Source organism: Streptomyces sp. NPDC047049, assembly GCF_040643995.1.
GTDB classification, from domain to species: domain Bacteria; phylum Actinomycetota; class Actinomycetes; order Streptomycetales; family Streptomycetaceae; genus Streptomyces; species Streptomyces mooreae.
This window is the reverse complement of the sequence record NZ_JBEYVM010000015.1, coordinates 80,352-99,123: the sequence shown is the minus strand read 5'-3', so window position 1 is coordinate 99,123 and position 18,772 is coordinate 80,352. Positions and strand designations below refer to the sequence as shown.

15 protein-coding genes are annotated in these 18,772 nt (G+C 72.1%); 6 read left to right on the top strand and 9 right to left on the bottom strand.

The window, feature by feature from the left end; translation table 11 throughout:
* The first annotated feature begins 23 nt into the window (after window positions 1-23).
* On the top strand, window positions 24-2,672 hold the full coding sequence (locus tag ABZ851_RS27270; protein WP_361132628.1) for a bifunctional FO biosynthesis protein CofGH: 2,649 nt from the start codon (window positions 24-26) through the stop codon (window positions 2,670-2,672).
* A gap of 183 nt (window positions 2,673-2,855) precedes the next feature.
* Here ABZ851_RS27270 and ABZ851_RS27265 read toward each other — a convergent pair whose 3' ends face one another.
* Window positions 2,856-3,110 (bottom strand): hypothetical protein, encoded by a 255-nt coding sequence (locus tag ABZ851_RS27265; protein WP_336053519.1) that lies wholly within the window; start codon window positions 3,108-3,110, stop codon window positions 2,856-2,858.
* A 292-nt stretch (window positions 3,111-3,402) separates the two neighbouring features.
* Here ABZ851_RS27265 and ABZ851_RS27260 point away from each other — a divergent pair, with 292 nt between their 5' ends.
* A complete protein-coding gene (locus ABZ851_RS27260) occupies window positions 3,403-4,524 on the top strand; it encodes an ADP-ribosylglycohydrolase family protein (RefSeq protein WP_361132624.1) in 1,122 nt (373 codons plus the stop codon).
* Between the two features lie 148 nt (window positions 4,525-4,672).
* On the opposite strand, the gene ABZ851_RS27255 is transcribed toward ABZ851_RS27260, so the two are convergent.
* Together ABZ851_RS27255 and ABZ851_RS27250 are read right to left on the bottom strand one after the other, a co-directional pair.
* A complete protein-coding gene (locus tag ABZ851_RS27255; RefSeq protein ID WP_361132621.1) occupies window positions 4,673-5,458 on the bottom strand; it encodes an SDR family oxidoreductase in 786 nt (261 codons plus the stop codon).
* Between the two features lie 86 nt (window positions 5,459-5,544).
* Window positions 5,545-6,774 (bottom strand): PLP-dependent aminotransferase family protein, encoded by a 1,230-nt coding sequence (locus tag ABZ851_RS27250; protein WP_361132618.1) that lies wholly within the window; start codon window positions 6,772-6,774, stop codon window positions 5,545-5,547.
* 245 nt (window positions 6,775-7,019) lie between these two features.
* Between ABZ851_RS27250 and ABZ851_RS27245 the strand changes: the two genes are divergently transcribed.
* Window positions 7,020-7,934, top strand: coding sequence for a hypothetical protein (locus tag ABZ851_RS27245; protein WP_361132615.1), 915 nt, complete (start codon window positions 7,020-7,022; stop codon window positions 7,932-7,934).
* Between the two features lie 177 nt (window positions 7,935-8,111).
* Here the strand turns inward: ABZ851_RS27245 and ABZ851_RS27240 are convergent, their stop codons facing one another.
* From ABZ851_RS27240 to ABZ851_RS27230, 3 genes are all read right to left on the bottom strand, one after another.
* On the bottom strand, window positions 8,112-8,321 hold the full coding sequence (locus tag ABZ851_RS27240) for a DUF397 domain-containing protein (protein WP_361132612.1): 210 nt from the start codon (window positions 8,319-8,321) through the stop codon (window positions 8,112-8,114).
* 195 nt (window positions 8,322-8,516) lie between these two features.
* Entirely contained in the window at window positions 8,517-9,383 is an 867-nt protein-coding gene (locus ABZ851_RS27235; protein WP_088798311.1) for a helix-turn-helix transcriptional regulator, read from the bottom strand.
* Between the two features lie 318 nt (window positions 9,384-9,701).
* Window positions 9,702-10,463 (bottom strand): GPP34 family phosphoprotein, encoded by a 762-nt coding sequence (locus tag ABZ851_RS27230; protein WP_336053510.1) that lies wholly within the window; start codon window positions 10,461-10,463, stop codon window positions 9,702-9,704.
* A 651-nt stretch (window positions 10,464-11,114) separates the two neighbouring features.
* On the opposite strand from ABZ851_RS27230, the gene ABZ851_RS27225 reads away from it, so the two are divergent.
* Window positions 11,115-13,817 (top strand): serine hydrolase, encoded by a 2,703-nt coding sequence (locus ABZ851_RS27225; RefSeq protein ID WP_361132608.1) that lies wholly within the window; start codon window positions 11,115-11,117, stop codon window positions 13,815-13,817.
* A 337-nt stretch (window positions 13,818-14,154) separates the two neighbouring features.
* The gene (locus ABZ851_RS27220) at window positions 14,155-15,729 is read left to right on the top strand and encodes a glycosyltransferase family 39 protein (protein ID WP_361132605.1); all 1,575 of its coding nucleotides are present in this window, start codon (window positions 14,155-14,157) and stop codon (window positions 15,727-15,729) included.
* Here the strand turns inward: ABZ851_RS27220 and ABZ851_RS27215 are convergent.
* The 3 genes from ABZ851_RS27215 to ABZ851_RS27205 all read right to left on the bottom strand — a co-directional run bounded on the left by ABZ851_RS27215 (window position 15,718) and on the right by ABZ851_RS27205 (window position 17,868).
* A complete protein-coding gene (locus tag ABZ851_RS27215; RefSeq protein ID WP_361132602.1) occupies window positions 15,718-16,575 on the bottom strand; it encodes an ATP-grasp domain-containing protein in 858 nt (285 codons plus the stop codon). The genes ABZ851_RS27220 and ABZ851_RS27215 overlap by 12 nt on opposite strands.
* A complete protein-coding gene (locus ABZ851_RS27210) occupies window positions 16,572-16,961 on the bottom strand; it encodes an ADP-ribosylation/crystallin J1 (protein WP_361132599.1) in 390 nt (129 codons plus the stop codon). Before ABZ851_RS27210 ends, ABZ851_RS27215 begins: the two co-directional genes overlap by 4 nt.
* A gap of 187 nt (window positions 16,962-17,148) precedes the next feature.
* On the bottom strand, window positions 17,149-17,868 hold the full coding sequence (locus tag ABZ851_RS27205; protein WP_361132596.1) for a helix-turn-helix domain-containing protein: 720 nt from the start codon (window positions 17,866-17,868) through the stop codon (window positions 17,149-17,151).
* A 63-nt stretch (window positions 17,869-17,931) separates the two neighbouring features.
* On the opposite strand from ABZ851_RS27205, the gene ABZ851_RS27200 reads away from it, so the two are divergent.
* On the top strand, window positions 17,932-18,768 hold the full coding sequence (locus tag ABZ851_RS27200; protein ID WP_361132593.1) for an isocitrate lyase/phosphoenolpyruvate mutase family protein: 837 nt from the start codon (window positions 17,932-17,934) through the stop codon (window positions 18,766-18,768).
* Window positions 18,769-18,772: the final 4 nt, after the last annotated feature.

The window sequence follows — 18,772 nt, the reverse complement described above, 5'->3', positions numbered from 1 at the left end:
GTGGACGCTCGTATCCTCGGAGGATGACTTCCAGCGTGCAGGGACCTGACCAGGCAGCGGACCAAGGGACCGACCACGAAAGGGCCTCCGGGCCCGCCGCCCAGGGACGGCCGACGGCCAACGCGATGCGCCGTGCCCTCAAGCGGGCCCGCGACGGTGTGGCGCTGGACGCCGGCGAGGCCGCGGTGCTGCTGCAGGCGCGCGGCGCGGACCTCACGGACCTGTGCGCCTCCGCGGCCCGGGTGCGGGATGCCGGTCTGGACGCCGCGGGGCGCCCCGGAGTCATCACGTACTCCCGCGGGGTCTTCATCCCCCTGACGCGGCTGTGCCGGGACAAGTGCCACTACTGCACCTTCGTCACCGTCCCCGGCAAGCTGCGCCGCGACGGCCACGGGATGTTCATGTCGCCCGACGAGGTGCTGGACATCGCCCGCCGCGGTGCCGAACTGGGCTGCAAGGAAGCCCTCTTCACCCTGGGGGACAAGCCGGAGGACCGCTGGCCCGAGGCCCGCGAGTGGCTGGAGGCGCACGGCTACGACGACACGCTCTCGTACGTCCGCGCCATGGCGATCCGCGTCCTGGAGGAGACCGGTCTGCTGCCGCACCTCAACCCCGGGGTGCTGTCCTGGACGGACTTCCAGCGGCTCAAGCCCGTCGCGCCCTCCCTGGGGATGATGCTGGAGACGACCGCCGAGCGGCTGTGGAGCGAGCCCGGCGGTCCCCACTACGGATCGCCAGACAAGGACCCCGCCGTCCGGCTGCGTGTCCTGGAGGACGCCGGACGCTCCAACGTCCCCTTCACCACCGGGCTGCTCATCGGCATCGGCGAGACGTACGAGGAGCGCGCCGAGTCCCTGTTCGCGCTGCGCCGTATTCAGCGCGCGTACCACGGCATCCAAGAGCTGATCATGCAGAACTTCCGCGCCAAGCCGGACACGGCGATGCGCGGCATGCCGGACGCCGAGCTGGAGGAGCTGGCCGCGACCATCGCGGTGGCCCGGCACATCATGGGCCCCTCGACGCGCATCCAGGCGCCGCCCAACCTCGTCGACGGCGAGTACGCGCTGCTCATCGACGCCGGGATCGATGACTGGGGCGGCGTCTCCCCGCTGACCCTCGACCATGTGAACCCCGAGCGCCCCTGGCCCCAGATCGACGAGCTGACCGAGCGCTGTGCCGCCGCCGGTTTCGAGCTGCGGGAACGGCTGCCCATCTACCCGGAGTTCCTGCAGCGCGGTGAGCCCTGGCTCGACCCCCGCCTGCTGCCCCATGTACGGGCGCTCGCCGACCCGGAGACGGGCCTGGCCGTGGAGGACGCCCCCGTGGTGGGCCGCCCCTGGCAGGAGCCCGACGAGGGCTTCACGATGACCTCCTCGGGCCGTACGGACCTGCACCACACCATCGACACCGAAGGCCGTACCGCCGACCGCCGCGACGACTTCGACGAGGTCTACGGCGACTGGGAGGCACTGCGGGAGGCCGCCGCCCCCGGGATGGCACCCGAGCGCATCGAAGCCGACGTACGGCAGGCCCTGTCGCAGGCCGCCGACGACCCCACCAAGCTCACCGACGCCCAGGCGCTGGCGCTGCTGCACGCCGACGGGCCCGCCCTGGACGCCCTCTGCACCCTCGCCGACCAGCTACGGCGCGACACCGTGGGCGACGACGTCACCTACATCGTCACCAGGAACATCAACTTCACCAACGTCTGTTACACCGGCTGCCGCTTCTGCGCGTTCGCCCAGCGCCGCACCGACGCCGACGCCTACACCCTCTCCCTCTCCCAGGTCGCCGACCGCGCCCAACAGGCGTGGGACGTGGGAGCGGTGGAGGTGTGCATGCAGGGCGGCATCCACCCCGACCTGCCCGGCACGGCGTACTTCGACATCGCGCGCGCCGTGAAGGAACGCGTCCCCGGTATGCATGTGCACGCCTTCTCGCCCATGGAGGTCGTCAACGGCGCGACGCGTACGGGCCTGTCCATCCGTGAATGGCTCAGCGAGGCCAAGGCCGCGGGGCTGGACAGCATCCCCGGCACCGCGGCCGAGATCCTGGACGACGAGGTCCGCTGGATCCTCACCAAGGGCAAGCTGCCCACCGCCACCTGGGTCGAGGTCATCAAGACCGCCCATGAGCTGGGCATCGGCTCGTCCTCGACGATGATGTACGGCCATGTCGACCAGCCGCGCCACTGGCTGGGCCATCTGCGCCTGCTGGCACGGATCCAGCAGGAGACGGGGGGCTTCACGGAGTTCGTCACCCTCCCGTTCATCCACACCAACGCCCCCGTCTACCTCGCCGGCATCGCCCGCCCCGGCCCCACCACGCGCGACAACCGCGCGGTGACCGCGATGGCCCGGGTGCTGCTGCACCCCCACATCACCAACATCCAGACCAGCTGGGTCAAGCTCGGGACGGAAGGGGCCGCCGAAATGCTCCGCTCCGGAGCCAACGACCTCGGCGGCACGCTGATGGAGGAGACCATCTCCCGGATGGCGGGCTCGAGTTACGGCTCCTACCGCTCCATCCAGGACCTCATCGCCATCGCCGACCTGGCCGGCCGCCCGGCCCGCCCCCGCACCACGACGTACGCCCCGGTCACCGAAGAACGCCGGGCCGCCGCCCTCGCTTCGGACGGCCATCTCCCGGAGCTGCTGCCGCTGGCCGACTGAGACGGGCGGCCGCGGCAGATCCGGCGGAACGGGTAGCCGGGGCACTCCCGGCGGAACGGGCGGCCGGGCGATCCGCCGGCACGGGCTGCCGGGGCGATCCGCCGGGACACAGGCGGCCCCGGCCGCACGGCGGTGGTCCCAGCCCGGTCGTCGGCCGGCTGGTCGGCCGCCCGACCTGGGCCTTCACTCGCCCTCGTACTCGGCCTCGTGCTGCAGGATGCACTGCTGCCACTGCGACAGCGCCTCCTCGCGGTCGCCTCCACTGTCCTGGGCGGCGGCGATCAGCGCGTCGGCGGCCATGGCGGCGAGCCGTACCGCGATATGGCAGACGTCGCTCTGGGGGAGCGGCCGGAGGAGTTCCACCGCGCCGTCGCTGTCCCCGGAGAGCGCGGAGGCGACAACGGCCATGGTGGTGCGATCCCACTCGTACTCGGACATGGGGAGAGCATGCCCAGCGCGCGCCCCCGCCATCATCGAACGCTTTCTTCAGCCCGGTCGGCGGATCGGGCGGCCCGCCGGGAAGCGGGTGCGCCCGTCCGCAGGGGAACGTTTTCAGCCACAGTCGATTCGGTCGAGCTCGTGCGCATAGGGGCTGTACCGGCCAAAAGCCGCCTTATGAGTGACTGGCCGCAATACACACCTGGCCGGAAACTGATCAATCCTGGTCGATTACAGTGCTGCGCCAGGGGCCCGGAAGGCCCCGGGACGCACTCGGTATCGGGAGGGCGCAGTGAGCGCAACAGGAGGCGGCGGCGCCATCTGGGGCCGCGCGGAACAGCAGGACTTCCGTAGCCGGGTACGCGGCTGTCTGCTCGGCGGCGCCATCGGCGATGCGCTCGGTGCCGGTATCGAATTCGACTCGCTCGACGCGATCCGCACGGCACACGGCCAGGAGGGCGTGGCCGATTTCGTACCCGCCTTCGGGCGGCGCGGTGCGGTCACCGACGACACCCAGATGACCCTGTTCACCGTGGACGGCCTGATCCGGGCCCAGGTGCGCCGCGACACCGGCGCCTGGCATCCGCCCACCGACGTCCACCGCGCCTATCTGCGCTGGGCCGCGACCCAGCGCGACTGGGGCCCGGACGAGCGCAGGGAGGACGACGGCTGGCTCGCCCGCGAGGAGTGGCTGTACTCCCGCCGGGCGCCCGGCCGCGCCTGCCTGAGCGGCCTCGGCGACGAGGTCATGGGCACCCTCGAAGTCCCCAAGAACCCGGACTCGAAGGGCTGCGGCGCGGTGATGCGCTCCGCGCCGTTCGGGCTGCTGGTCGGCTGGGAACCGCAGCTGGTCTTCCAGCTCGCCGCCGAGTGCGGGGCGCAGACGCACGGCCACCCCACCGGCTATCTGGCGGCCGGCGCCTTCGCGGTCATCAGCCACTCGCTGGCCCGCGGCGAGGACCTTGACAGTGCCGTGCAGAAGTCGCTGGCACACCTGGCCACCCGTCCGGGCCACGAGGAGACCACCGACGCCCTCAAGCGCGCGCTCGGCGCCGTCCGGCAGGGCATGCCGACACCCGCCCGGGTGGAGTCGCTGGGGCAGGGGTGGACGGCCGAGGAGGCGCTGGCGATCGGCGTGTACTGCGCACTGGTCGCCGAGGACGTCCGGCACGGCCTGCTGCTCGCCGTCAACCACAGCGGGGACAGCGATTCCACCGGCGCCATCTGCGGCAACCTGCTGGGGACCCTGCACGGCGAGACGGCGCTGCCGCCGGTGTGGCTGGTCGAGCTGGAGGGCCGGGAGACGATCCTGCAGCTGGCCGACGACTTCTCGATGGAGATGACGCAGGGGCCCGCGCTGCACGGCCCGGCCGGCTCGTCGCCGGGGTGGCTCGCCCGGTACCCGCGGGCCTGACCGGCCGTACGGAGACGGCCCGGCCGGGGCGCCGGGCAACGGACGCCGCCGCCCGGTGAGGCGTCCCATGGAGGGGCGGTCCGCAGCGAGGCCGCCCACAGCGGGGCAGCCCACAGGGGTGCGGCAGCGCCGGGGCCCGGGGCGCCCGCTACCGCATCAGCTCCCCCGCGTTGACCAGCAGCGACTGGCCGGTGATGGCACGCGCCCGGTCGGAGGCCAGGAAGACCGCGCACTCGGCCACGTCCGCATCCGTCGCCAGCTCGGGCAGCGCCATCCGCTCCGTCAGCCGGCCCAGCACCTCCGCTTCCGGAACGCCTTCGCTCTGGGCCTGGAACGTGACGTACGCCTCCACCGGCGGGCCCCACATCCACCCGGGCTGCACGGTGTTGACGCGTATCCGGTCCGGTCCCAGCTCGCGCGCGAGCGAGTACATCGCCGAGACCAGCCCGCCCTTGGACGCCGCATACGCCGCCTGCTGCACCTGCGAGGGGGCGGCCACCGACGACTGGGTGCCAATGATCACCACCGAGCCGCCGCCGCGCGCCACCAGGGACGGCAGACAGGCCCGGGTCATCCGCAGCGTGCCGAAGAGATTGACGTCCACGACGCCGCGCCAGGAGTCGAAGTCGGCGTCCCGCAGGCCTCCGAAGAGCGAGTCCAGCGCCGCGACATGGACCACCGCGTCGATCCCGCCGAACCGCTCCACGGCCAGCGCGGCCAGCGCCTCGCACTGCGCCTCGTCGCCGATGTCGGTCACCCGCCACGCCGTCCGTCCGCCCGAAGGGTCGATCTGCGCCGCCGACCTGGCGAGGTTCGCCTCCGTACGGGCGCCCAGCACCACCGAGGCGCCGTCCCGCACGCAGGCCGCCGCCACCTGATGGCCGAGCCCGGCCCCCACGCCCGAGACGATGACGGTCTTGCTCCGCAACAGCATGCGTGCCTCCCGGCCGGGCCTTCGACGCGCTCCTGATGGTGCGTCAGGTTAGGCCCGGGGGCCGGGGAAAGCCAGAGCTGCCGCCGTCAGTGCCGCCCGTCCCGGCCCGCCCCCTCCAGGGCCTTCCGCAGCCGCTCCAGCCCCTCGCGGATCTCCTCCGGGGAGTGCGTCACGAACGACAGGCGGACCGCGGTCGCATCCGGCGGCCCCGCGAAGAACGGCGCACCGGGAACATAGGCGACGTCATGCCGCACCACCCAGGGCAGCAGCGCCGTCGCGTCGTACCCCTCGGGCAGGGTCACCCACACGAACATGCCGCCGGCCGGCCGGTTCCACCGCGAACCCCCGGGCAGCGCCGTGGACAGCCCGTCGACCAGGGCATCCCGCCGTGCCCGGTAGGCGTCGCGCACCCGCCGCAGATGGGCGTCGAGGTCGGCGACCGCCAGATACCGGGCCGCGGCGGCCTGGTCGACCGTCGAAGTGTGCAGATCGGCGGCCTGCTTGGCGATGACACAGGCCCGCCGCAAGGCGGCCGGCGCCCGCACCGTCCCCAGCCGCAGACCGGGCGCCATCACCTTCGAGAACGAGCCCAGCAGCGCCGTACGGTCCTCGGCACCGGGGAACGAGGCGACCCACGGCACCGGCTCGCCCTCGAACCGCAGCTCGCCGTACGGGTCGTCCTCGGCGATCCACAGCCCGCGCCGGGCGGCGACCTCGGCGACCGCGGCCCGGCGCTCGGCGGACAGGGTGCGGCCGGTGGGGTTCTGGAACGCCGGCACGAGGTAGAGCAGCTTGGGCCGCTCGCGCGCGGTGATCTCGTCCAGCGCGGCCGGGTCGATCCCCTCGTCGTCGGTCGGCACCGGCACCACCCGGGCGCCCGCGAAGGAGAAGGTCTGCAGCGCCGCGAGGTAGCAGGGGTCCTCGACCAGCACCACATCGCCCGGCTCCAGCAGGGTCGTGGCCAGCAGCGTCAGACCCTGCTGCGAGCCGGTGGTCACCAGCAGGTCGTCGGCGTCGGTGGGCAGTCCGCGTGCGGTCGTACGCGCCGCGACGGCCGCACGCAGTTCCGGATCGCCCTCACTGGTGGAGTACTGCAGGGCGCGCATGGGCTCCTCGGCCAGTACGTGCCGGAAGGCCGCCGCTATGCCCGCCGCGTCGAACAGCTCGGGCGCGGGCAGCCCGCCGGCGAACGAGATGACCTCGGGCCGGGCGGTGAGCGCCAGGATCTCGCGTACGGGCGAACTGCCGGTCCGCGCCGCACGTGCGGCGAGTCCCGGGACGGCAGTGGCCGCGGAGGCAGGGATCGAGTCCGACATGACGGCTCCCATCGCTCGTGTCTGCGATTAACCGGCGTTAGCTGCAGATGGCAGGCAGCCTAAGGGGGGCGGGGAGCGGTGTGCAGGGCGGACCGCATGGTGGGCGGGCGGAGGTGGCGGAGGGGTGCGCGCCCGCGTGACGGCGCGTGACGGCCGGAGCTCGTGGCCCGGTGCCCGGCGGCTTCGGGGCCGCGAATGCGCCGACCCCTCCCCATATGACGCATCGTCAGCTACACCTGTCTGCCATGACCGCAGACAGCAAAGGAACGCCGGCCGAGGCGGCCGCCGCCGACACCGGGATCACCCCCGGCACCGGGATCGCTGCCCACGGCAACGGGGCCGCCGCCTACGCCGAGCTGGCCGCCGTCGGCCCCTACGGGGTGCGCCCCGGACATGCCCTGATCACCATGGTCGAACCGCATCCGGGACACGAATTCGCCTACAACCGCTGGTACGAGGACGACCACTACATCGCGGGCGCGATGGCGATGCCGTGGATATTCGCCGGCCGCCGCTGGGTGGCCACCCGTGACCTGCAACTGCTGCGCCGTCCGGAGGATTCCGCCGTCGCCCAGCCGGTCACGACCGGCTGCTACCTCTCCACCTACTGGCTCACCGAGGGCCGTTACGACGAGCACATGAAGTGGACCGTCGGCATCAATCAGCGCCTCAACCGGGACGGCCGGGTCTACCAGGACCGTACGCACGTCTTCACGGCCTTCCAGGACCATGTGGCAACGGTCTACCGGGACGGCGCCGCCGGCCCCCGTGACTTCCACGCCCTGGACCACCCCTACGCCGGGCTGGTGCTGGAGGTGATCGACGCGGAGGGGCCGGAGCAGCGGGCCGAGCTCGTGGAGTGGCTGTGCGCCCGCCACCTCCCCCGGCGGCTGGCGGGTTCACCGGCGGCGATGGTGACGGTCTTCCGGCCGACACCGCTGCCGGGGGACCGGATGTCCTACGTGAAGCAGGTCGTGGGGGTGGATACCCGGCTGACCCTCCTGTGGTTCCTCCAGCTGGACCCGCGCGACGGCTGGACGGCGCACTTCGCCGGTCTGGAGGAGGAGGTCGCGGATTCGGCACGGGGGCGGGTGGAGCTGGTGGCGCCGTTCATCCCGACCGTGCCCGGGACGGACCGGTACGTATCCGAGCTGCGCTGAGCGACGGCGGTCCGGCGGCCTCCGCGGCCGCCGGAGGCCCGCCGGGCAAGAGGCGTGGGTACGTACGTGAGTTGGCCATGGGCCCGGACGTGGCCGAGCCCCCTCGGCCGGGACGGCGATCCAGTCGAGAGGGCTCGTATCTGCGGACTGCGGACCCGCGGACGGTGACAGCTCAGGTCACGCCCGGTCGAACGCGCCACCGGCGATGTCCGACACGAAGCGGGCCCAGGAGGAGTTGTCGAACGTGAGGCGCGGACCGTCGGGGTCCTTGGAGTCCCGTACGGCAATAGCGGTGACGGCGGGCACGGCGATTTCCACGCAGGCGCCGTTGCCACCGGAGTACGAGGACTTGGTCCAGGAGAATGCGGAATTGGGCTGCACGGCCATGTTCACTCCAGCTCACTCTGAGTTACCGCGGATTCGGTAGTGATGACGCTACGCGCCAACATCACGAGCCGCAGAGGCCGTTCACCCGTCCGAATGGCATATTTCTTGATCCCTATTCACGGAGGCGGGTGCAGGTGTACCGTGCCAACCTCTCCGCTGGAATGCCGGTTCCGTACTATTTCTCCCCGGCGGTCCTCACCCCGCGGCATCCGCATGGGATTTCGCCGCGGCAGCGATGAACTCCCGGCTCTGCTCGGCGCTCAATGCCTGTGCGCGCAAATGCTCGTACATGATCGTGTACTTGTGCACATCATTGGTCTTCTCCAGATAGAGGTCGCTGGTGACGCCCTCGATGTAGACCACGCTGGAATCGGCGGCATCGTCGAATTCGAGGATGGAGAACGTTCCCGACATGCCGGCGTGCGCACCGGTGTCGTACGGCAGAATCTGGACCGTCACATGCGGCAATTGGCTCATCTCGACAAGATGGTCCAGTTGCTCGCGCATGATCAGGTGGCTGCCGACCACCCTGCGCAGCGCGCTCTCGTCCAGCACCGCCCACAGCCGCAACGGGTGCTCGGAATCATTGATCCGGTCCTGGCGCCGCATCCGCACCTGAATGCGCTTCTCCAAATGGTCGGGCGCCAGCTCGGGGACCGTGCCGGGAATGACCGCCTGGGCATAGTCGGTCGTCTGGAGCAGACCGGGCACCAGCAGGGATTCGTACACCCGCAGCGAGGCGGCCTCGGTCTCCAGGCCGATGTAGACGCTGTACGGGATGTCGCCGAAGGCGTGCCACCACCCCTGCTGGCGTGAATCCTTGGCCATCTGCATCAGCGAATCCACGATGCGGTGGTCTTCGACCTCGTAGACCCCGCACAGATCGCGGACATCGCGCTGGCTGATGCTGCGACGCCCGTTCTCCAATCTGCTGATCTTCGACTGCGAGACGAGCAGCCGGTCCGCCACCTCTTCTGCCGTCATGCCTTTGGCCTCTCGAAGCCTGCGCAGCTCCTGGCCCAATCGGCGTCGCCTGACGGTGGGGTTGACGTTGGACGCCACGCTAAGTGCACCTCCGGCTCCGTACTGCTGTTTTCTGGTCAGCAGACTGCCACCAACGGTCCACGTCGCGCTGGCAAATGGCTGGACAAGGTGGTCACGGTGGAAATTTGGGGCCGGAATCGGGAAAATGCGCCCGCGCAGGTGCGCGGGGTGGCGGGCCTGCCGTCGTCCTGAACGGCCGGCCCGCCACCCCGCGCTTCTTGCTGCGGCTCCCGAACGGGATCGTGGGGACGGTGGTGCGTGGTCCGGTGTGCGGTGGTGCCCTGGTGCGGTGGGTGTAGCGGTGACGCATGAGGCGCCGCCGGGTGTCTTACGGCGTCAGCGGGCGCCCACCCGGGCCATCCGGCCGTGGCCGTGCCGCGACTGGCCCGGCGCACCGGCCGGTTCCGCCGAGGCCCGGGCCGCCGGTTGCCGTACGGGTCCCGTGGCGGCGGCCTGCGGCCGTCGTGGCTGTGCCGCGACGCCGTTCTGCACATCCATGACGGCGTGTGCGACCAGTCCGCCCATCGGGTCGTGCCGGATCAGATCCCGGAGACGGGAGCGCGATGACCGCCCTTCGTTCCCTGGATAGAGATGCTTGCCGAGACCGACCGCATGGGCCAGCGCGGCGAGCGCCGCGGTCCGCGGGTCCGGGGGTACGCCGGTGCGGATCGCGTTGTCCAGCCGGGCCCTGATTTCCCGGCTGATGGCCGTCTCCGTCGCCTGGTAGCGCGTCGTCGGCAGCACCCCGCACATCTGTCCCGCCACGGCATGCACCATGCCGCACCGTTCCAGGTGCGTGAGGTAGGTCTGGCGCAGCCCCAGCCGGGGCCCGCCGATCCAGTGGACCGCGCGCACCGGACTGCCGCGTCGGCGCAGCAGTTCGAGCGCGGAGTCCAGAGTTGGATCTCCTGTCGGCCGTGCCATCACCACGGCGATACGATCCCCGTCTGGGGCTATCCGTCCTGCCAGAGCCAGCTCTACTAGCTGGGCCCCGGCCAGGCCGAGGTCGAGCGACTGCGGCTGCGCTGTGGTACCCGTCGTCGGGTCCAAAGCGAGCAGCAGAAGCTCCTCCGGAATTGTTCTGCGGCTCCTGCCCATCCATGCCTCCCCGCGTGGATGAATGACAGGGTGACCCCTCTCACATTCATCTGTCGAGGGTGCGTGGGGGGTTCGGTAGGGAACCGGTAGGTATGTCGTTCTCGTCTTGCACGTAGGCGACATCTTTCTGTGGGGTGCGGCGCCTACCGGTACGCGTGGCGGCGAGATGGTGCCATGCGGACACAGGACACTTGGGAACACAGGGCCAAGGCAGCGTGGCGACGTATGAAGGAGACATCGGTGGCGGGCGAGTCCCCCGGTAAGTCGGACAAGAAGCAGGCGTCGGGGGAGACGGCGCGGAGCAAACGTGATCCGCGCCTGTCCGCCTTCCGCGGGGAGCCGGCCGAGCCGGCGAAGGAACCGGGGGCCGGAACGGACTCGAAGCCTGAGAAGGAGCCGGAGGCTGCGGCGGCGCCGAAGTCTGCGGCGAAGTCGGAATCTGGGGAATCTGGGGCGAAGTCGGGGTCTGGTGTGAAGTCGGAGTCTGCGGCCGGGGCCAAGGCCGCGGCCGGGGCCGAAGCGTCTGAGGGCGGCGAGGCGCCTGAGGGGGCTGGAGCGTCTGAGGCGTCGGAGGCGCCTCAGGAGGCCGCTGAGGCCGCCGAGAGTGCCGATGGCGGTGGCGGGGGTGGCGATGAGCGCCTTCGGGACGCTGTGGCCGCCTGGGTCGCCGGGAAGGGCGATGAGGACGCGGAGGACGCCGAGGGCGGTACCGAGGCCGGTGCTGAGGGCGCTGAGGTCGGCATCGAGGGCGCCGAGGACGGCGATGGCGGTGACGGCGGCGCTGAGGCCGGCGATGGCGCTGACGGTGATGCTGAGGGTGCCGCCGCAAAGCCGGAAGTGAAGCAGGGGGCGGAGCCGGAAGCGGAGCCCGGGAAGTCCGCGTCAGGCAAGGCTGAGGCCGAGGCGGAGGGTAAGTCGTCGTCCCAGGCCGAGTCGTCGTCCAAGGCTGAGCCGTCGTCCAAGGCCGAGCCCGCGGACGAGGCTGAGTCCGCGGATGAGGTTGTCGATCAGCCGACCGCCGTCTTCAAGACCGTCGGGCCGCAGAAGGGCAAGCCTGACGAGAAGGCCGGCGGGAAGGCCGGCGCTGTGTCTGCGGGCAAGGGCAACGGCAAGGGCAAGGTCGACCGCAAGGGCAGCGGCGAGGATGCCGATGCCGATGCCGATGCCGATGCCGATGCCGACGGGACGGCGGTGGATGAAGCCACCCGGGTGTTTGCTGTCGCGAAGCTGAAGGGGAAGGGTGCGGCGGCCGGTGCCGTCGACCAGGCGACCACGGCGTTCAAGATCACCCCGCCCGCCAGGGGCGAGGACGCGGCCAAGGTCACGCCCCCGGCCAAGGACAAGAACGTCGCCAAGGCCACGGACGCCGCCAAGGACAAGGACGTCGCCAAGGCCACGGACGCCGCCAAGGACAAGGCCCAGAGCAACGGCGCCGCGGAGGGCAAGTCCGAGAGCAAGGGCAAGCCCGGCGCCAAGGGCGAAGCTGCTGCCGAGGGCAAGACCAAGGACACGGCGGAGGGCGAGGCCAAGACCGGCGCCAAGGCCGACGCCAAGGGCGCGACCAAGCCCGGTGCCAAGGCCGACGCCAAGGCCGACGCCAAGGCCGATGCCAAGGGGGCGCGCGGTCCCGAGCGGGACTCCGAGCGGACCAGTCAGTTCGTGGCGCTGAAGTCGACGGACGACGGTACCGCCGGTAAGTCGCTGGGCAAGACGGCGCCCAGGACGCCCGCCCGTACGTCCGACAAGGCCGTGGAGCAGCCCTCGGGCAAGGCGGCGGGCAAGACGTCCGACCAGCCCGCCGACCAGCCCGCCGGTAAGGCTGCGGATAAGGCCGCGGACAAGACGGAGGCGAAGCCGGAGGGCAAGGCCGCCGGCGCGCTTCCCGCCGCCAAGCCCGCCAAGCCCGCCGACAAGGCTGCCGAGACGACGTCGCCGGCCAAGCCCGCCGGCCGGCCGGGCGCCATGCCGTCCGCCGCCACGGGAGCCACGGCCGCCGCCGCTCCCGCCGCGCTGCCCGAGTCGGAGCGGACCAAGCAGGAACCCCTGCCGCCGCTCGATCTCCTGGCGCAGCTCACCAACACCCCGCCGCCGCCCGAGACCCCGCTGCGCACGGTCGTCCGCCGGTTCAAGATCTGGACCCCGCTGGCGGTGCTGCTGGTGATCATCTTCGTGGTCGCCCAGGCGGTGCGCCCGCTGCCCGACCCGACGCTCACCGTCGGCGACGCCGCGTCCTCCTACACCTTCGAGGGCAGCAAGCTCGCGATCCCGTGGCCCTCGCAGGGGCAGGCGGCGGTCAAGGTGGTGGGCTCCGGGGACCTGGGGACGTTCGGCAAGGAGAAGCCGGTGCCCACCGCGAGCGTGGCCAAGATCATGACGGCCTATGTCGTCCTCCGGGACCACCCGCTCAAGAAGGACGAGAAGGGCCCGCAGATCGAGGTCGACGCCAAGGCGGTGACCGAGGGCGGCTCCCGGCACGAGTCCCGGATCGAGGGGCTCAAGGCGGGGCAGAAGTTCAGCCAGCAGGACATGATCAAGATGCTGATGATCCCGTCCGGCAACAACATCGCCCGGCTGCTGGCCCGTTGGGACACCAAGTCCGACAACGAGGCAGCGTTCGTCAAGAAGATGAACGCCGCCGCCAAGGACCTGGGCATGAAGAACACCACCTACACCGACCCCAGCGGCCTGGACCCCAAGACCGTCAGCACCGCGGTCGACCAGCTCAAGCTGGCCGAGGCCGTCATGAAGTTCGACGCCTTCCGGCCGATCGTCGCCACGCCCAACACCGCCATCCCGGGCCTGTCGAAGCGGATCAACAGCAACATCGACAACCTGCTGCTGGCCGGGCTGAGCATCAAGGGCATCAAGACCGGCTCCAGCACGGCGGCCGGTGGCACGCTGTCCTGGGCGGCCTACAAGACCGTCGACGGCAAGGACCGGCTGATACTGGGCACGATGATGGACCAGCACTTCAAGGGCCTGGACCCCGACGGCGCCAACAGCCTCACGATGGTCAAGGAGAACAGCCAGAAGGTCATCGAGGCCGTACGCAACGCGCTGACCTCGGCCACGGCGGTGAAGAAGGGTCAGGTCGTCGGCTATGTCGACGACGGCCTGAACGGACGCACGCCGGTCGTCGCCACCAAGGACCTCAAGGCGGTCGGTGTCCCGGGCCAGAAGCTGAAGTTGAGCGTCGGTGACGGGGGCAAGACCGTCCCGCACACCGCGAAGGCCGGTACCGAGGTCGGTGTGCTGACCGTCGGCAACGGCGAGAGCATGCAGAAGGTGCCGGTCGCCCTGCAGAAGGACCTCGTCGAGCCGTCCTTCGGAGCGAAGCTGGTCCGCATCACCTGAGCGGGCCGGGGGCCGCGGGCGTCCGGCCCGCGGCCCCCGGATCACCGCCCACGGCCCCCGGATCACCGGCCCCGCCCGGTTCCGGGGGCCTGATCCACTCCTGCCCCGCGGCCACCGGGTGCGTTTCTTTTCGATTGCCGCGCATGGCTGCTGCCGCGCATGGCTGCTGCCGCGCATGGCCGCCGCCCGTGGTCGCCGTCCCGCTCGCCCGTCTGGTCGTCCACCCGGTGGCCCGCCTATCGTGAGCCTGCCCTTCTGACTGTCTGTCCGTCCGTCCCGCGCGTGACCGGAGTCCGTCATCGACGTAGCGCAAGCGCAGAAGACGTACCCGTCCGCCGTGGCCGCCCGCGGTGTCCGGGCGGCGCGGAGCGCGGTGGTGCTGTTGCCCTCCGGGCTGATGTTGCTTCTGGGGGCGTGGGGGATCCGCCGGCAGGACGCCATATGGCGGGACGAGGCGGTCACTTACGACATGGCGCACCGCAGCCTGGCCGACCTGTGGCCCACGCTGCAGCACGTCGATGTCGTCCACGGCCTCTATTACGCGCTGATGCACCTCTGGTTCCGCGTCTACGACGTCTCCCTCGGCGGCGCCCTCGGCGAGGCCGTCGGCCTGCGGCTGCCGTCCGTGGCCGCGATGACCGCCGCCGCTGCGGGGGTCGCCCTGCTGGGGGAGCGCCTGGTCGGGCGGCGGACGGGGCTGCTGGCGGGCTGCACCTTCGCGCTGATCCCGGTCGTGCAGCAGTACGCGCAGGAGGGCCGCTCGTATGCGACGGTCTGTGCGCTGGTGGTCTGGGCGAGCTATCTGCTGGTGGCGGCCGCGGCCCGCCCGCGCCGCACGCTGTGGCTCGGCTATGCGGCGCTGATGCTGGTCGCCTGCCTGCTGCACGAGTTCGCCTCGCTGGCACTGCCCGCACACGGCGCCGCGGTGATCCTCGCGCAGCTGCCCCGCCGGACCCGGCGCGCCTGGCTGCTCTCCTCGGTCACCGTCCTCGCCGGTCTGGCCCCGCTCGCGGTCTTCAGCACCCGGCAGTCCGCGCAGATCAGCTGGCTCATGTGGCCGGACCCCGTCCAACTGCTGACCTTCGCCGTGCTCGCGGTCCTCGGTCTCGCCTGCGCCCGCGTCCGGATCCGCTCCCGCGGCCCGATCGGGCTGCGCGCCCTGGGCATTCCCCTGCTGCTCCTGCCCACCCTCCTCCTGCTGCTCCTCTCCCATGTCGAACCCGCCTATGTGGACCGCTATGTCCTCTACTACGTCGTCGGGTTCGCGCTGCTCGCGGGCGCCGCGCTGGCGCGGCTGCTGCGGCCGGCCGGTGAGCTGGGCCAGACCCGTGGCCGGCGGCTGCGGCGGATGGCGGCGGTGGCCGTGGTGCCGGCCGCGCTGCTGCCCGTCAACGTCCATCTGCGCAGCCCGGACAGCCGGGTCGACGATGTCACCGCGATCGCGCACGCCGTGCACGAGGTGGCCGAGCCGGGCGACGGCCTGCTGTTCATGCCGTCCCGCAGGCGGATCTGGCGCGCGACCCTGCCGGACGACTTCCGTGGCCTGCGCGATCTCGCCCAGGCCGAGAGCCCGTTGGCCTCCCACACCCTCTACGGCACCGAGCGGCCCGGCGAGGCGGTCCACGACCGGATGCTGGCCGTCCGCCGGATCGTCGTCGCCGGCGACCCCGACGGGCAGCCGGCCGACGACAACGACCAGGAGATCGCCAAACGGTCCACGCTGCACACCGCGTTCAAGGCCTGCCGCACACTGCAGGTCAGGGGCGCCAGGATCACGGTGTATGGGCGGGCGGGGGCTTGTGAGGGGCCCGGGCCGGGGCCGGGAGCCGGAGCGGGACCGGGTGCCGAAGCGGGATCGGGGGCGGGGGTGGCGGAGGCCGGCCGTCAGGTCGTGAGGCCGTCAAGGCCGTAGAGGGGCCCTGGGGTCCTTGGGCTCCTGGGTCCTCGTGGCCGCCGAGTTCCTCCGGGCCCCTTGCGCGCGCAGGAAACGACGATCGCCCTCCTGGACACGCGCATACGGACCTGCCGCCCGCAGTACCACGTCCAGCACGGCCGCGGGATCCGCGGCGTAACAGTGCGCGAAGTACGGCATATTGGCCTCCACCACGGCCCAGCCGCCCCCGTCCAGCCGCCCCGCATCGACCGCCGCCGCACTCGGCAGCGGGGCGAGTGCCGGCAGCCGGGCGGCGAAGGCGCGGACGTCCGGGGCGTACGGATCGTCGTCGAGCGGTGCGGGGTCCAGGCGGCCGTGGACGGCGTAGCGGGTGGCCGTGACCAGGGCGCCGTCCAGGAGGAACAGCCGGTACTCGGCGACGAAGGAGACGACCTCCGAGACGAGCACCGGAGTCTGCGGGGCGGCCGGCGGCAACTGCGTCCCGCAGGCCACCACGCCCGGTGGGAAGGACTTGTCGCTCGGCGGTTTGGCGAAGAACGGCCCGGTACGCCGTGACGCTTCCGCGTGTGTCGTCAACTCGACCTGGCGAAGGGTGAGTTGCCGTGGAAGGCGGGTCAGCCAGTCGTCCGGAGGGTCCAGCAGTCCCAGCCGCAGTGGTCCGGCGACGCGGTCGGCGGTGCGCGGTCCGCCGTACCAGTGGACCGCCCGTCCGGCCAGCTCGCGCAGGGTGTCCGGCCCGGTCAAGGTCACCGTTTCGAGGCCGCGGCGGGCGGCCGCCCCGTTCAGCAGGGCGGCGGTGCTGGTGCGTGGTGCCGAGGTCAGCAGAACGGGAGCGGCGGGGTCGCGGCGCCGCGACGCCGTCATGATCCTTGCGGTGGGTGGAAGCTGCGGACGAGCTCGATGCGCCCGACGATGTGCCGGTTGAACTCCGCCAGCTCCTCCGCGGGGACCCACAGTTCGAGGATCGTCTCGCCGCCCGCCTGCCGCACCGGATAGCGCTCGGCGAAGTCCGCCTCGATCTCGAAGCGGGTGACATGGCCGACGCCGGAGGCCGGCACATTCCAGTCGCGGGCGATCCGTATCGCGTAGTCCTCGTTGAGTACGGGGTAGAAGATCGGCTGGTCGGGCAGGCGGGGCGGCCAGGCGCGCCAGCCGGAGGCCTCGACCAGGGCCAGCTCCTCGGGGCCGGTGGGGCGCCAGAGGGTACGGGTGGCGGGCGCGGTCCCGTCCGGGCGCGGTGTCGCGATCATGCTCGTACGGTACGGGGGAGGGGAGGGCGGAGCATCGGGATTTCGGGGCCGGGGGCGCGGGGCCGGGGATTTCGGGGCTGGGGGCGCGGGGCCGGGGTCCGGGGCTTCGGGGCTCGGTACTCGGGCGGGTGCGGCTCGGATACCGGCAGCTGGGTGTAGGGAGCCGCAGGGTCGGGCGGACCGCCCCTCACATCAGATCGGCCGCCGCCCCGTCGATCCCCAGCAGGTCCCGCAGCGCCGTCGCCCCGTCCGGGGTGAGGCGCACGGCCCGGCCGCTGCCGATCCGGCGGACCCAGTGCCGGTCCAGCAGCCGGTCGCAGAGCCGGGCACCGGCCGTGCCCGCGAGGTGGGCCCGGCGCTCGGTCCAGTCCAGGCAGCCGCGGGCCTGGGGCCGCCGCCCCGTGCGCAGCGCGGCCGGCTCGATCCCCAGGCCGTCGGTGAGCCACCGCCGCCCGGCGTCGGTGAGCGCGAACCCGCCGTCCTGGTCGAGCAGCCCCCGCCCGGTCATGGCGTCGGTGATCGTCACGCCGAGCCGGCCCGCCAGGTGGTCGTAACAGGTGCGGCCCCGGGCGAGCGCGGCGGAAGCGCTCACGGCACGCAGCCCGCGGGGTCGCTCGGCCGGCAGGTCGAGCTGTGCGATCAGGGATTCCAGCAGCTCGGCGACGCGCGGACCGGCGAGCTGGACGTAACGGTGGCGGCCCTGGTGGCGCTCCACCAGCAGCCCGCCGTCGGTGAGCCGGGTCAGATGCTCGCTCGCCGTCGAGGGCGCGACCTGCGCATACGCGGCCAGCTCACCGGCCGTCCAGGCCCGGCCGTCGAGCAGGGCCAGGCAGAAGGACGCCCGGGTGCGGTCCGCGAGCAGCGCGGCCAGCCGTGCGAGCTCGGAGCTGTACGCCGGAGTGGTCATGACTCCATTGTCCGCCGCGAGTCTTCGGCGCCTACCGAAGGGACTCCGGCCTACGGTGCCCGTATGAGCACCTCCCCGGAGTACGCCACCTTCCACTTCCATGCGCTGCACCATGCCGACCAGCCGCTGCTGCTGCCCAACGCCTGGGATGTCATCTCGGCCGTCGCGCTCGCCGGGGCCGGATACGCGGCGGTCGGCACCACGAGCCTGGGCGTCGCCGCGGCCCACGGCTATCCGGACGGGCGCGGGCTCGCCGAGACCCGGGACGCGACGCTGGCCCTGGCGCTGCGGCTCAATGGCCGGCTGTCCTGCCCGTACACGGTCGACGTGGAGGGCGGATTCGGCGGCGACGCCGGCCAAGTGGGAGACTTGGCCGCCGAGTTGGCGGAGGCAGGGGCGGCCGGGCTGAACCTGGAGGACGGGCTGCCCGGCGGCGGAGGGCTGCAGGACCCGGTACGCCAGGCCGAATTGCTCAGCGCGGTGAAGGAGCGGGCGCCGGGCCTGTTCCTCAATGCCCGGATCGACACCCACTGGCTGACGGACAGCCCGCCGCCGCTGTCGGCGACGCTCGCGCGCGCCGAGTGCTATCTGGAGGCGGGCGCGGACGGCATCTTCGTACCGGGCGTCATCGCCGACGAGGAGGTGTCGGCTCTGGTCGCCGGGATCCCCGCGCCGCTGAACATCCTCTTCGCCCCCGGACGGCACACCGTCAGCCGTCTGGCGGACCTCGGCGTACGCCGCATCAGCACCGGTTCGCTGCTGTTCCGTACGGCGCTGCAGGCCACCCTCACGGCGGCGGACGCGATCCGTACGGGCCAACGGCCCACAGATGCGGCCGGGGCGGGCGGCGAGGCGCTGGGCTACGAGGAGGTGCAGCGGCTGGTGGGGGAGGAGGAGTAGCCGG

Coding starts and splice junctions, on each gene's coding strand:
- ABZ851_RS27265 (WP_336053519.1), bottom strand. CDS start 3,110: ATGTCCGAGTACGAGTGGGATCGCACCACCATGGCCGTTGTCGCCTCC.
- ABZ851_RS27255 (WP_361132621.1), bottom strand. CDS start 5,458: ATGCTGTTGCGGAGCAAGACCGTCATCGTCTCGGGCGTGGGGGCCGGG.
- ABZ851_RS27245 (WP_361132615.1), top strand. CDS start 7,020: ATGACCGCAGACAGCAAAGGAACGCCGGCCGAGGCGGCCGCCGCCGAC.
- ABZ851_RS27210 (WP_361132599.1), bottom strand. CDS start 16,961: ATGATCGCGACACCGCGCCCGGACGGGACCGCGCCCGCCACCCGTACC.
- ABZ851_RS27230 (WP_336053510.1), bottom strand. CDS start 10,463: ATGGGCAGGAGCCGCAGAACAATTCCGGAGGAGCTTCTGCTGCTCGCT.
- ABZ851_RS27250 (WP_361132618.1), bottom strand. CDS start 6,774: ATGTCGGACTCGATCCCTGCCTCCGCGGCCACTGCCGTCCCGGGACTC.
- ABZ851_RS27205 (WP_361132596.1), bottom strand. CDS start 17,868: ATGACCACTCCGGCGTACAGCTCCGAGCTCGCACGGCTGGCCGCGCTG.
- ABZ851_RS27240 (WP_361132612.1), bottom strand. CDS start 8,321: ATGGCCGTGCAGCCCAATTCCGCATTCTCCTGGACCAAGTCCTCGTAC.
- ABZ851_RS27200 (WP_361132593.1), top strand. CDS start 17,932: ATGAGCACCTCCCCGGAGTACGCCACCTTCCACTTCCATGCGCTGCAC.
- ABZ851_RS27270 (WP_361132628.1), top strand. CDS start 24: ATGACTTCCAGCGTGCAGGGACCTGACCAGGCAGCGGACCAAGGGACC.
- ABZ851_RS27215 (WP_361132602.1), bottom strand. CDS start 16,575: ATGACGGCGTCGCGGCGCCGCGACCCCGCCGCTCCCGTTCTGCTGACC.